At 59.4% G+C, this 12,968-nt stretch carries 11 protein-coding genes and 1 riboswitch; of the genes, 5 read left to right on the top strand and 6 right to left on the bottom strand.

Translation table 11 applies throughout. The features are described 5' to 3' along the window. Window positions 1-102 precede the first annotated feature (102 nt). Window positions 103-2,139 (top strand): DUF3604 domain-containing protein, encoded by a 2,037-nt coding sequence (locus C0039_RS17785; protein ID WP_101518834.1) that lies wholly within the window; start codon window positions 103-105, stop codon window positions 2,137-2,139. A 24-nt stretch (window positions 2,140-2,163) separates the two neighbouring features. Here C0039_RS17785 and C0039_RS17780 read toward each other — a convergent pair whose 3' ends face one another. The 4 genes from C0039_RS17780 to C0039_RS17765 form a co-directional block, all read right to left on the bottom strand. Then, window positions 2,164-2,571: a protein tyrosine phosphatase family protein gene (locus C0039_RS17780; protein ID WP_101518833.1), complete on the bottom strand. Its 408-nt coding sequence runs from the start codon at window positions 2,569-2,571 to the stop codon at window positions 2,164-2,166. A gap of 57 nt (window positions 2,572-2,628) precedes the next feature. Then, a complete protein-coding gene (locus tag C0039_RS17775) occupies window positions 2,629-3,435 on the bottom strand; it encodes an enoyl-CoA hydratase-related protein (protein WP_101518832.1) in 807 nt (268 codons plus the stop codon). 74 nt (window positions 3,436-3,509) lie between these two features. After that, window positions 3,510-4,298, bottom strand: a complete 789-nt coding sequence (locus C0039_RS17770) for an SDR family oxidoreductase (protein WP_076000764.1) — start codon at window positions 4,296-4,298, stop codon at window positions 3,510-3,512. Window positions 4,299-4,384: 86 nt separating this feature from the next. Then, window positions 4,385-5,488 (bottom strand): phosphoribosylaminoimidazolesuccinocarboxamide synthase, encoded by a 1,104-nt coding sequence (locus C0039_RS17765; RefSeq protein ID WP_101518831.1) that lies wholly within the window; start codon window positions 5,486-5,488, stop codon window positions 4,385-4,387. A 300-nt stretch (window positions 5,489-5,788) separates the two neighbouring features. Between C0039_RS17765 and C0039_RS17760 the strand changes: the two genes are divergently transcribed. Continuing rightward, on the top strand, window positions 5,789-6,217 hold the full coding sequence (locus C0039_RS17760) for a group II truncated hemoglobin (protein ID WP_101518830.1): 429 nt from the start codon (window positions 5,789-5,791) through the stop codon (window positions 6,215-6,217). Between the two features lie 13 nt (window positions 6,218-6,230). Continuing rightward, window positions 6,231-8,270: a TonB-dependent receptor gene (locus tag C0039_RS17755; protein ID WP_243391656.1), complete on the top strand. Its 2,040-nt coding sequence runs from the start codon at window positions 6,231-6,233 to the stop codon at window positions 8,268-8,270. 162 nt (window positions 8,271-8,432) lie between these two features. On the opposite strand, the gene C0039_RS17750 is transcribed toward C0039_RS17755, so the two are convergent. Both C0039_RS17750 and C0039_RS17745 read right to left on the bottom strand, forming a co-directional pair. After that, the gene (locus tag C0039_RS17750) at window positions 8,433-9,488 is read right to left on the bottom strand and encodes a 3-deoxy-7-phosphoheptulonate synthase (RefSeq protein WP_076000761.1); all 1,056 of its coding nucleotides are present in this window, start codon (window positions 9,486-9,488) and stop codon (window positions 8,433-8,435) included. Window positions 9,489-9,661: 173 nt separating this feature from the next. Then, complete coding sequence (locus C0039_RS17745) at window positions 9,662-10,183, bottom strand: DUF501 domain-containing protein (protein WP_243391655.1); 522 nt, start codon at window positions 10,181-10,183, stop codon at window positions 9,662-9,664. 79 nt (window positions 10,184-10,262) lie between these two features. Further along, window positions 10,263-10,408, top strand: a riboswitch (cobalamin riboswitch). Between the two features lie 100 nt (window positions 10,409-10,508). Between C0039_RS17745 and C0039_RS17740 the strand changes: the two genes are divergently transcribed. Both C0039_RS17740 and cobO read left to right on the top strand, forming a co-directional pair. After that, window positions 10,509-12,338: a TonB-dependent receptor plug domain-containing protein gene (locus tag C0039_RS17740; RefSeq protein WP_101518829.1), complete on the top strand. Its 1,830-nt coding sequence runs from the start codon at window positions 10,509-10,511 to the stop codon at window positions 12,336-12,338. Between the two features lie 15 nt (window positions 12,339-12,353). Continuing rightward, complete coding sequence (cobO, locus tag C0039_RS17735) at window positions 12,354-12,962, top strand: cob(I)yrinic acid a,c-diamide adenosyltransferase (RefSeq protein WP_101518828.1); 609 nt, start codon at window positions 12,354-12,356, stop codon at window positions 12,960-12,962. Window positions 12,963-12,968 lie beyond the last annotated feature (6 nt).

The raw sequence follows: 12,968 nt of genomic DNA, 5'->3' as shown, positions 1-12,968 counted from the left end.
AGGAACTGGCGCGCGGTCCATTCAGTGATACCGTAGACTTTGCGCCCGGCGCCAAAATCGGCACACTTACATCCGTCGATAACAACTATAAGGATTACCGCCGTGCGTCATCTTCCGCTGCTCCTGCTCCCCGCCCTGCTCACTGCCCTGCCCGTCATGTCGGAGCAGGAAACCACCGCTACACAGGCAACAGTAAAAATACCCGTGGCACTGCCCGAGCGCGATTACCAGCCCAGCGAAGAACGCGAACCCTGCAACAATTACGACCCGCTGCGCCGCCCCCACTTCGGTGATACCCATGTGCACACCGCCTGGTCATTCGACGCCAACTCTCAGGATACCCGCAACAAACCCGAGGATGCCTACGCATTCGCCAAGGGTGAGCGAACGGGCATTCAGCCCTATGACGAGAATGACCAGCCCATGCGCCACATCCAGATTGACCGCCCCCTGGACTTCACCGCAGTCACTGACCATTCAGAGTTCATGGCGGAAATGCGCATGTGCACAACCGAGGGTTCACCCGGATACTGGCACCCGGTCTGTGCAATACACCGCTACTTTCCGCAACTTACCTTTGCCACCCTGGCCGCCTACGGGCTGCAGGGAAAGAAACGCTGGGGTTTCTGTGGTGATGATGGAGAAATCTGCTTTGCCCAGGCGGCAGATACCTGGCGCGACATCCAGCGCGCAGCGGAAGACGCCTACGATCGCAGCGGTGATTGTAGCTTTACCAGCTTCGCCGCCTACGAGTGGACCGGAACAGTAGGCACGGGCCAGAACCTGCATCACAACGTGGTATTCAAGAATCACCTGGTGCCAGACCACGCCCTGTCGTGGATCGAATCCACTTCCCAGGTCACGCTGTGGGACTATCTGGACAAGGAATGTCTCGACGAGCAACCGGGCTGTGATGCGGTGGTGATACCGCACAACTCCAATTTGAGCGGGGGACTGATGTTTGAAACTGCCAGAATTGCCGATAGGCAGATTCCAGCAGAGCCGGTCACGGCTGAGGAGGCGAGCAGACGAGCACGCTGGAATACGCTGTTCGAAGTGATGCAGCACAAGGGCTCCTCGGAGTGTGACAATCGCCTGCCGACCTGGTCTGAGGACGAATACTGCGGCTTCGAAAAACTGGAGTACGACAGTTTTGGCGGCAAGAACACCGGAACACCCGGTGGTATCGATGCCAAATGGCTTATGCTGCTGGTAGACGAGGAAGACCGCCCACAAACCAAGCTGCCGGACGAAAGCAACTTCTTGCGCTATGCGCTGAAAAAGGGCCTGCAGCAGCAGGCCGAACTGGGCGTCAACAGCTTCAAATTCGGCCTGATCTCAGCCACTGACACGCATATCGCCGCGCCTGGCCTGGCCATGGAGAAGAATCACCCCGGACACGGCGGCGCCGGTATGGGATCTCGCGACGAACTGCCCAGGGGGCTGCCGGACGAACTCGAATACGGACCGGGCGGGCTCGCCGTGCTTTACGCTGAGGAGAATACCCGTGACGCACTGTTCTCAGCCATGCAGCGCAGGGAAGCCTATGCCACCAGTGGAACCCGACCGATACTGCGCTTCTTCGGCGGATGGGATTATGCCGAAGATTCCTGCGCTGACAGTGACATGGTCGCCAGGGGCTACGCCGGTGGCGTGCCCATGGGCGGAGACCTCTCCGCACCAATCACGGAAAACGCAAAACCGCGTTTCATCGTCTCGGCAATGGCCGACACCGGCACCGCTGAATACCCCGGCAACCCGCTGCAACGTATACAGCTGATCAAAGGCTGGTACGAGAGCGGGGAGCTTCACGAGCGCGTGGTGGACGTCGCCGGTGGCGACAACAACGCCAGCGTGGACACCGACACCTGTGACACCAGCGGTGACGGTCACGCTCGCTTATGCACGGTATGGCAGGACAACGATTTCAACCCCCGGGCGCAGGCCTTTTACTACACCAGAGTACTGGAAAACCCCAGCTGTCGTTGGAGCCAGCAGTTTTGCGTGAAGGCAGGCGTACGCTGTGACGATCCGGCGACCATTACCGAGGGTATGGAAAACTGCTGCTCCACAGGTCACCAGAAAGTGATTCAGGAGCGCGCCTGGAGTTCGCCCATCTGGTTTACGCCTGCGACCTGATCATCTCCCTTGACCACGCATCGCTCAGCCTAGAACGCGGGCCACCATGCTCAGGTCAAATCCAATTTTGCTGGCAAGCTGCGCTGCCCGCTCTCGCTCCTCGGGGTCGCGCGAGAGCACCCAGAGATTGGAACAGCGGGTTCCGGTGCGACAGAACGCGAATGCCGGTCTATCCACATCGTCGAAGAGATCGGCCATCTGCTGCAGGTGATCGCCGGGAAAGTTCAAACCGTTGACCGGCAGGTAGTGGTATTCCAGCCCCAACTCTTCGGCAGCGGCGGCAATCTCTGCGCTGTCGGGTTGGCCCTGTTCCTCACCGTCGGGGCGGTTGTTGATCAGCACCTTGAATCCAGCGGCGGCGATTTCAGCTACGGCAGCGGGGCTTATCTGCCCTGACACAGCAAGGCTCTCACTCAATTTATATGCATTCATATCCAGTTCCTTTCCCGGCGCATTCTATACCAGCGCGGGGTCATTGAGATCACTTCATTACTCGCCAGTAAACTGCGGCTGTCGTTTTTCCTTGAACGCGCGAGGCCCCTCGCGGGCATCCTTGCTCATCATAATCGCGCCCGCCTGCTCCATTTCGAAGCGAAAAGCATCGGCCCAGGGCAACGTATGCGTCTCCAGCGCGGTGCGCTTGATCGCCTGCAGGGCAAGGGGTGCCTGACGGCAAATACTATCAGCATAGTGTTCTGCCCTGGCCTGCAGTTGCGCCAGCGGTACTACCTCGGAGACCAGGCCCATATGCAGGGCATCATCAGCACTGACAGGCTCGCCGCCAAGTAAAATACGCATGGCATGGGCCCAGGGCAGTTGCCGGGTCAGGCGTACCATGGAGCCTGCACCGGGCACAATACCCACCTTCGGTTCAGGCAATGAAAACTGCGCATGCTGCGCTGCGATACGGATATCGGTGGCCTGCAGCAGTTCGGTACCTCCGCCCAGGGCGTGACCATTGATGGCCGCGATTACTGGCTTGTAAAGCGGTTTCTCCTTGAGCATGACCCGGTCAGTAATCATCGGATCAGCCTTGAGGCGTTCCTCCACCTCGTTCGCTGGCTGCCGCACACCGGTCCACAGGGGAATCACTTCGCCGAGGTCGCCACCGCAGCAGAAATGCTCCTCGCCCGCGGCGGTCAGCACCGCCACACGGATGCCATCGTCTGCCCTCACCTCTTCCCAGGCATCTGCAAGGCCGATGAAACACTCACCATTGAGCATGTTCTTCACCTGCGGGCGATTCAGCGTAATCCAGGCCTGATGACCGCGTTTTTCCAAAGTAATCGGGGTCATCGCCTGCGCTCCTTGTTACGTGGCGTGAACAAGCTTGATCGCTTTCGCTTACCGGTAACGTCGACAGGCAAAGCTCAGGCGTCGATACTGCTACCAAGCGCAGCGTGGACCAGGCCCCCGTCCACAGTAATCGTCTCCCCAACAACGTAATCGCCCGCTCGACTGGCCAGGAATATCGCCGCACCCGCCATATCCTCGGCGTCTCCCACTCGCCCGGAAGGGATGGACTTCGCCACCTCGACTGCGTGGTCGCGGGCGGCGCGGTTCATCTCGGACGGAAAGGCGCCGGGGGCGATTGACGTGACATTGATATGGTCGCTGACGAGTCGCGCTGCCAGACGCTTGGTGAGATAAATAAGTGCCGACTTGGAGGCGTGGTAACTGTAGGTTTCCCAGGGATTCAATCGCTGGCCGTCAATGGAGGTTATGTTGATGACCTTGGCCGGACGCTCGGCACTGCCGGCGGACATCAGGGAAGCGTGCAGCGCCTGCACCAGGAAGAACGGCGATTTCAGGTTGAGATCCATCACCTTGTCCCAACCCTGCTCAGGGAAATCTTCAAACGGCACAGCCCACGCGGCGCCGGCATTGTTGACGAGAATATCGAGTCTGGGCTCCGCATCGGCAAAGGCAGTGGCCAGCGCCTTACATCCGGCGACTGTGCTGATATCCTGCGGCAGGGAGAAACACCTGGGCCCCAGCTCACTGGCTACCGCGTCGCAGACATCTGCCTTGCGGGAGGATATATACACTGTTGCTCCCTGGGCAATGAAGCCTTCCGCAATCATCCTGCCGATACCACGTGATCCCCCGGTGACCATTGCCACCCTGCCTTCCAGGGAAAAGAGTTTTGAAGTCTCCATAATATGTCGCTGCCTTTTAGTCATATGGTTGGTTGAATAATAGCTTACACCGCGGCACCTGGGCACTGAGCAGGCAGAAGCGCGGATCAGCCAATAAGGTCGTACCGCTTGCCCAGCACGTCGATGATCTCCGCCTGAGGGTTACTGGCGAGAACAACCGGGTGACCGGTGATTTTTTCGGCAATGCCGGTATAGGTCCTCGAGAGTTCCATCAATACCTCTGTCGGCAGCGCGTTATCACGCGCCAGGGCCTGGCGCTCTGGCATACGGTCCTTGTTAAGCAGTATGTCGGGGTCGGGGAAGTGCTGCAGCAGCACCTGCCGAAATCCCTCCTTGGAGTTTTCCAGCACCCTGCCGTCCCGCCAGGCCGGACCGTCCCAGATACGCGAGGAATCCGGTGTACCCACCTCATCCATGTAGATCAACTTTTCCTCTCCCGCCCTGTCCGTCACGTAGCCGAACTCAAACTTGGTGTCCACGAAGATCTGGTCCAGCTCCGCCAGGCGGGCGCTGATCAGCTCAAAACCCTGCCTGAGAAGTGTTTCATAGCGATCCACATCATCGCGACTGCTAAAATTGAAGGCTGCGAAGTGCCTGTCGATGTCGCCGCGGGAAATGTTGACGTCATCGACTGCGGGCACACCGGGCACCCCTTCGAGAATCCCTTTGGTGGAGGGCGTGATCAGCAGCTCGGGCAGTTTCTGGTTTTTCTGCAACCCGTCGGGAAGCCTGATGCCGCAGAACTCGCGCTCGCCATCAGCGTAAGCGCGCCACATAGAGCCGGTAATATACTGACGGGCGATGGCCTCGATCTTTACCGGTCGCGCCTTCTGCACGATCCACACCAGCGGGTGCGGTATATCCAGTATGTGACTGTCTGCCAGACCCTGCTGGCGAAAGCGCTGAAACCAGTAATTGGAAATGGCGTTGAGCGCGGCACCCTTACCCGGCACACCGTGCATACCGCCCTCCCCGTGCCAGATGCAGTCGAATGCGGAGATACGGTCGGAGATCACCATAATCGCCAGCGGCGCATCAGCAGGGACGTCATAGCCGCGCTCGGCAATCAGCCGGGCACTGTCGGCGGCATTGAGCCAGTAAACCGAACGCACCTTACCGCTATGCACAGGTTCCTCTGTGCGAATGGGAAGGTTGTTGTTAACAGCCATTACCTGGTCGGCGAGACTCATGATTACATTCCATCAACTGGGCTAAAAAAAGGCGGCGGACCTGATCCTGCCTGGAGGCGAGATTCTACCAGAGCTCCGTTCGGCGAACACCCATACAAAGGCATTGCCGGGCGCGCACTGGATCAACCATCGGCCTGCGCTTATCCGGCCCGAGTGCAACCAGCACCCCGCCCGGCCGTCTACGGAGTTAAACCCCGGGCCAACGCCACGGTTAACAATTGCAGCGAAAGCGCACAAGCCCCACAGCCTGTGTAAAATGCACCCCTGGCCACACCGGGACAGATACTAAGGAAGCCGCTGATGAACCAGCCACAAACCCCCTACCAGATACTTGGCGAGGAAGGTATCCGCGAACTCACCGGGGCCTTCTACGACCTCATGGATGAGATGCCGGAAGTAGCGGCGCTGCGCGCCATGCACGCGGCGGACCTTGAGCCTATGAAGGAGAAGCTGGCGGACTACCTGACCGGCTGGATGGGTGGGCCACCCCTGTACGCCAACAAACACGGCACCGTATGCATGACCACGCCCCACGAGCCATATGCGATAGGCCCGGAGGAACGCGACCAGTGGCTGCTGTGCATGGACAAGGCCCTTGAGCGCGTCAACGCCAGTGAAGATCTGGTCGCCATGCTCAAAGTGCCGCTGTTTCGCATCGCCGACGCCATTCGCAATCGCGAGGGCCCCAGCGCTGCCAGCACAAACGCCGATATTATCGCCTCACGTTGAGATACCCGACACTGTGAACAAGAAACTGCTATCACTGCTGGCCGTTGTGCCCTGCACATACCTACCCGCGCACGCCAACGCCGAAGAACCGGTCAACCTGGAAGAGATTCTGGTCACCGCCACCCGAATGGAGCAGGAGGGCCAGTATGTGCCCCTGTCCTGGTCCGCCGTGGATGAGGGCACCCTGCAACTCATCGGTCACGTACATATCACCGAGACAATGCAGCGCATACCCGGCGCGTGGATCAGCCGTGGCAACGGACAGGAGAGTCTGCCCTCCCTGCGCTCACCGGTGTTTACGGGCGCCGGCAGCTGCGGCGCCTTTTTCATGGCAGGTGACTCGATCAGCCTGCGCGCCCCGGGATTTTGCAACATCAACCAGCTGTTCGATGCCAACACCGAGCAGGCCGGCCGGATAGAAGTTATCAAAGGTCCCGCCACGGCACTGTATGGCTCCAACGCACTGCACGGCGTGATCAATGTACTCAGCGCTGCGCCGTCTGCTATCAATGCGCTCAGCGTGGAGGCCGGCCCCTACGATTACTATCGCGGCAAGTACGCCTATGGCGCGGTGAACGGCGCGCACGGCATCAGCCTGCGGCTCAACGGCACCACTGATGGCGGCTACAAGGACGACTCAGGCTATGACCAGCAGAAGCTAACAGCGCGATACGACTACCAGGGTGATGTCTGGCAGGTCACCAGCGTTATTGACTATGCGAACCTTAATCAGGAGACGGCCGGCTTCGTACAGGGTTTCAAAGCCTATGAAGACGAGGATATCAAGGACAGCAACCCCAACCCCGAGGCCTACCGGGATGTCCGCTCCGTGCGCGCCTACAGCCGGGCCAGCCGCGCGCTGGGTGAGCAGCATACGCTGGTACTTACGCCCTACCTTCGCGACAACGACATGGACTTCCTGATGCACTTTCTGCCCTGGCAGCCGCTGGAGGAAAACGGTCATTCCAGCCTGGGTTTCCAGGGCGCAGTGCACAGTGACTTCGCGAGCTGGAACTGGGTCAACGGTATTGATCTGGACTACACCGACGGCTGGCTGAAGGAAACCCAGGACGGCGACTTCAGCCCCAACCAACCGGCGGGCGTGCACTATGACTACCAGGTGGACGCACTCAATGCCGCCCTGTTCAGCCAGGTGAGCTGGCGCAGCGGCGCGCTGGAGTTGTCTGCAGGGCTGCGCCTTGACTATACCGGCTACGACTACGACAACCGCACTGGCGATGGCGCCGCCTGTGCGCCGGAGGCCACGGCATGCCGCTTCTTCCGACCGGCAGATCGCGATGACAGCTTCACCAACCTCTCTGCCAATGCGGGCGCAAGTTATGCCCTGGACGACAACCACGTGGGTTACCTGCGCCTGGCCAGTGGTTTTCGCGCACCCCAGGCTGCAGAGCTCTATCGACTTCAGTCAGGGCAACGGGTGGCGGACCTGGACGCGGAAGAACTGGAAAATATTGAACTCGGACTGCGCGGCACGGTTGCAGGTGTCCTGGCCTATGACACGTCCGTTTACTACATGGAAAAGGAAGAGGTTATCTTCCAGGACAGCAATCGCCAGAACATCAGCGGGGCAAGCACCTCACACTATGGTCTGGAGATAAGCCTGGACTATCGCCTCGCCGAGAACTGGTATCTCAATGGTGCCGCCAGCTTCGCCCGCCACCGCTATGACAGCAGCACCGACCTGCTGGGCTCTACCAGCGATATCAAGGGCAACGACATCGATACCGCGCCGCGGCGTTTCGGCAGCGCTCAACTGGGCTGGGAGTTCAACGCGGACTCAGTAGCTGAGCTGGAATGGGTGTACCTGGGTTCGTATTACCTCAACGCTGACAATACGGCCAAGTATGACGGCCATTCTCTGCTCAACCTGCGCGTAAGTTCTCAATTGAGTTCACGGTGGCACGGCACATTGCGCGTGACCAACCTGCTGGATGAGGACTACGCGGAAAGGGCTGACTTCGCCTTTGGCAACTACCGCTACTTCGTCGGCCAGCCCCTGGGCGCTTACCTGGAAGTGGGTTACGCTCTCTGAACGATGGGGCGAGAAACCCCGGTACTTAAACAATCACCATTGCCGCGCAGAGGCGAGCTCAAGAAAACCGATAAGCTATTGAGTGTCTCGCCTGCGCGTGGCCGGCACAATAGAGCGCTTCCTGACGCGGCCTGATTACACGGTGCCGACAGTATCGGCAGCTCAGCTGCCGCGGCGCAGGCGTACGGCGGTCGCCAGTTCCTGCAAGAGAGACTGTGTGTCATCCCAGTTTATGCAGGGGTCCGTAATGCTCTGGCCATAAGTCAAAGGCTGCCCCTCAACGACGTTTTGTCGCCCTTCTACCAGGTTGCTCTCCAGCATAATGCCAATGATGTTGTCGCTGCCACGGGCTACCTGGGTAGCAATGTCAGAGGCCACATCAATCTGCCGAGCCGGAATCTTGCGGCTGTTGGCGTGGGATGCATCGATCATTATCCGCGCGGGTAGCCCGGAGCTGGCCAGCATACCGGCGGCGTCATCGACGGAAAACATATCGTAGTTGGGGTGCTTGCCCCCTCGCAGAATGACGTGACAGTCCTCATTGCCCGCGGTCTGGAATATCGCTGAATGGCCCTGCTTGGTCACCGAGAGGAAGTTGTGTGGCCTGGAGGCCGAATTAATCGCATCGATGGCCACCTGGATATCACCGTCGGTCGCGTTCTTGAAGCCCACCGGACAGGACAAGCCTGAGGCAAGCTCACGGTGGGTCTGGCTCTCTGTGGTGCGCGCACCGATCGCTCCCCAGGAGATGAGGTCCGCGTAGTACTGCGGGCTGATCAGGTCGAGATATTCGGTGCCCGCTGGCAGGCCCATCTCAGCAAGATCCACCAGCAGTTGGCGGGCGAGGTGCAGGCCTTTGGTAATCTGGAAGGTATCATTGAGGTCCGGGTCATTAATCAGGCCTTTCCAGCCCACTGTGGTCCTGGGCTTCTCGAAATACACGCGCATCACCACGAATACATCGTCGGCAATGGTATCGGCCCGCTGGCGCAGCTGTGCTGCATACTCGCGGGCCGCATCGGGGTCATGAATGGAACAAGGCCCCACAATGGCCAGCAGCCGGTCGTCTTCGCCGCTGAGAATATTATGGATAGTGCGACGAGCGTGATCCACGGTCTGCGCGGCACGCTCGCTGACACCGATATCGGCAATCAGCTGTTCGGGGGAGATCAGTTCGTTGGTTCTCTGGATCCTGAGATCATCAGTTCTGGCGGTCATGTTATCTGGCCCATTAATGGCTGCGGGGAAACGAATTCCCGGTGACAAAAAGGCGCCTAATATACCACCAGTCCCGATTGGTTACATGATCTGTAGCAAAGACGGTTCACGCGGGGCCACAACGGCGGATCTGCGCCGGGAAACCGGGTAAATCTGCCCGGCAGTGTCCGCCGCTACGCCCGCGTGGACTCCGCCTCACTTGCCCAGTGCGCGTCCAGCAGGCGCCCTACCGTATTGGCCCGCACCATGTGCGCGGCATACCAGGTATGTAGACAGCGAATACGGGTAAAGTCAGCGATACCACCTATTCCCCTCTTGCTGAACACCTCACAGAAACCCAGTTCGGCAATGCGTTTACGCTGGATTTCATCCATAAACCCGTCGCGATCCGCTATGTGCAGGCGGTGATCTTCGACCATGGCCGCCTGCAGTGCTGCATCCTGGTCGATTCTGGCCTGCAGGATCGCAATCAGGCCGCCGGCCTCCGCCCCGTCTATGCGGTAGTTCAGCGCGCTATCAACCAGCCAGTAAAGTGTGGGAAAGGGCTTGTCGTCGACCAGGGAGGAGACGCGAATCACCATGGGTTCCCGCGCAGCCGAAAGCACGGGTACTGCCTCCAGGCCACGCGGTTCCCTGCCCAGTAAAGCCGCCACTGCCGCCCGTTGTTCTACCGATACCACGTTATTCAACTCCACCCATTTTATCCGCCCTATTCTACGCGAAAGCAATTCATCAGGCTGCCCCGGTGATTGACAATGAAGAGGTGTGCCCGCACAATCCTCGCCCGTACCAGGTGCCTGCCGCAACGACGTTGCTGGGTAGGTTAAATGGGAAGTGTGGTGAAACACCACCGCTGCCCCCGCAACGGTAAACAGCTTCAAGGCTGTGAGCCCGAAACCTGCCTGGACACATTTGCACCGATGGAGCGGAGGGCTTCATGAAAGGTTGCACGATGTTCCTGTCGCGTTCCCTGATCCCCTCCCTCAATCGCCACTTATATATGGGCATTGAGGACACAAAATGAACAACCTGAGAATACTTCCGGCAGTCACCCTGGGCGCACTATGTGCCCTGCCAGTTAACGCCAATACCAAACTCGAAGAGATCATTGTCACCTCTTCCCGCGTCGAAATGCCACTGCGCCAGGTGGGCACGTCGGTCTCCGCACTGAACGCCCGGGAGATCCAGGCGCTGGGCTTTAACTCCATGCTCGACGTTCTGCGCACCCTGCCCTCCGTTGGCGTCAGCAATACGGGCGGTGCCGGCAAGGTGTCGACTCTGCGCATACGTGGCGAGGAAGGTTATCGCACGCTGGTGATGATGGACGGCATCGATATCAGCGACACATCCAGCCCCCAGTTTCTACCGCGCCTTGAGCAGGTGCTGAGCGCTGGTATCGAACGCGTTGAGGTATTGCGTGGACCACAGGGGCTTATGTACGGCGCGGACGCGGGCGGCGTGGTCAATATCACCACCAGGGCGCCCGGCGAAGGTTTTGGCGGCGATGTCAGCGCCGAGGGTGGACGTTACGGCACCCAGCAATACGCGGGCAACCTCGGCTACGCTGGCGATACCGTGGACGCGAACCTGTCCGTCACTGACTTTGAGACAGATGGCTTCAACGCCCGCAGCGACGACACCCTGCTGCGCGATGACGACGGCTACGAGAACACCACCGTCCACGGACGACTGGGCTGGAACGTAAGCGACGCGTTACGCCTGGAACTGGTGGGCCGCGATGTGGAGGGCAAGAGCCAGTACGACAACTGCGGTTTTCCTCGCACTGATAATTGTAACAGTGAGTACGATCAACAGGCCTGGCGGGCCGGTGCACGCTACCAGGGTCAGCGGTTCAATCACGAGCTGGCCTATAGCGAGAGCGAAACCCAGAACAGGGACTTCAGCGATGGCGGCTTTGCGTTCGGCGGTGAGGGCAAACTGGAAAAATGGAACTACCTGGGCAGTTTCAATGGCGGCGAAGCAATGCGATTGGTGTATGGCGTTGACCTGAAGACCGAGTCGCGTGACGACACCGGCACCAACCAGGAACGCGATCAGGACGGTTACTACCTGGAATACCAGGGTGAATTTTCCAAGCGCCTGTTTGTGACCGCAGGTGCGCGCTACGACGACAACGACGACTTCGGCAGTTATAACACCTGGCGAGTCAGCGGTGCATACCTGATCCCGGCAAGCGCAGGTGAAGTAAAACTGCGCGGTGCCTACGGTACCGGTTTCAGGGCACCCAGCCTCTACGAAATCGGCTACAACAACGGCCCCTTCGGCAATGGCGTCGAGCTGGATGCGGAAGAGAGCGAGGGCTACGACCTGGCTATCTCCTGGTTTGGCAATAACGGCCTCTACCTGGAAGCGGTGTATTTCGACCAGACCGTGGACCAGGAAATATTTTTCGACCTGCAAACCTTCGGCGGCTATCTGCAAGGTAAGGGGGAAGCGGATTCCTCCGGCGTGGAGTTGATTGCCGAATGGCCCCTGCTACCGTCACTTTCGCTGACGGGTAACTACACCTACAACGACACCGAAACCAGCGACGCCGGTGAACGGCCACGTCGCCCCGACCATCTGGCCAACCTGGGCCTGAACTGGCAGGGTTTTGACAACCGCCTGAGTCTGGGTATCAATGCACGCCTTGCGCGCGACGCGGTGGGCACTGACGGCGACCCCCTTGATGATTATGAGGTCATCAACATCAATGCCAGCTTCGAAGTCATCCGTGGACTGGATGTATACGGTAGGGTAGAGAACCTGCTTGACAAGGACTACGAAGAAGTTCGCAACTTCAACAGCAGCGGTGCCGCGGCTTATGCCGGCGTGCGCTACTCCTTCTAGCACAGGAGCGACGGCATGAGCGACGAACGTAAAAACGCCAGGCACAAGGCGGCGATGGAAAAACAGAAAACCAAAGTCGATGCCAATATCGACGCCGCAGACGAGGAACGCGGTGTCGCTATCCTGCTCACCGGCAATGGCAAGGGCAAATCCAGCTCGGCTTTCGGCATGGTGATGCGCGCCCTGGGCTACGGCCACAAAGTGGGCGTGGTGCAATTCATCAAGGGGCAGCAACTCTCCGGTGAAGAAATATACCTGAAGGAACACTGCCCCGACGTGGCGTTTCACCAGATGGGTACCGGTTTCACCTGGGACACGCAGGACAGGGAAGCGGACATGAAGGCGGCGGTGGAGACGTGGAACTTCGTGCTGCCCATGCTGAGCGACCCCAGCTACGACCTGGTGGTGATGGACGAGCTCACCTATATGCTCGCTTACGGCTACCTGCCCGAGGACGAGGTCATCGACGCAATCCGCCAGCGGCCACGATCACAGAGCGTGGTGGTCACCGGGCGCGGCGGCGGCTCCGCACTGCAGGAGATCATGGACACAGTCTCCGAAGTCAAAGAGATCAAACACGCCTTCAAAGCTGGCATCAAGGCACGCCAGGGTGTGGATTACTGACCGTGC

It is taken from the genome of Pseudohalioglobus lutimaris (assembly GCF_002866825.1).
Taxonomy (GTDB): domain Bacteria; phylum Pseudomonadota; class Gammaproteobacteria; order Pseudomonadales; family Halieaceae; genus Halioglobus; species Halioglobus lutimaris.
This window is presented reverse-complemented; position numbering and strand designations above follow the sequence as displayed.

Excerpts from the sequence above, each read along its gene's own strand:
- C0039_RS17780 (WP_101518833.1), bottom strand. The coding sequence starts at position 2,571 with ATGAATGCATATAAATTGAGTGAGAGCCTTGCTGTGTCAGGGCAGATA.
- C0039_RS17775 (WP_101518832.1), bottom strand. The coding sequence starts at position 3,435 with ATGACCCCGATTACTTTGGAAAAACGCGGTCATCAGGCCTGGATTACG.
- C0039_RS17770 (WP_076000764.1), bottom strand. The coding sequence starts at position 4,298 with ATGGAGACTTCAAAACTCTTTTCCCTGGAAGGCAGGGTGGCAATGGTC.
- C0039_RS17765 (WP_101518831.1), bottom strand. The coding sequence starts at position 5,488 with ATGAGTCTCGCCGACCAGGTAATGGCTGTTAACAACAACCTTCCCATT.
- C0039_RS17760 (WP_101518830.1), top strand. The coding sequence starts at position 5,789 with ATGAACCAGCCACAAACCCCCTACCAGATACTTGGCGAGGAAGGTATC.
- C0039_RS17750 (WP_076000761.1), bottom strand. The coding sequence starts at position 9,488 with ATGACCGCCAGAACTGATGATCTCAGGATCCAGAGAACCAACGAACTG.
- C0039_RS17740 (WP_101518829.1), top strand. The coding sequence starts at position 10,509 with ATGAACAACCTGAGAATACTTCCGGCAGTCACCCTGGGCGCACTATGT.
- cobO (WP_101518828.1), top strand. The coding sequence starts at position 12,354 with ATGAGCGACGAACGTAAAAACGCCAGGCACAAGGCGGCGATGGAAAAA.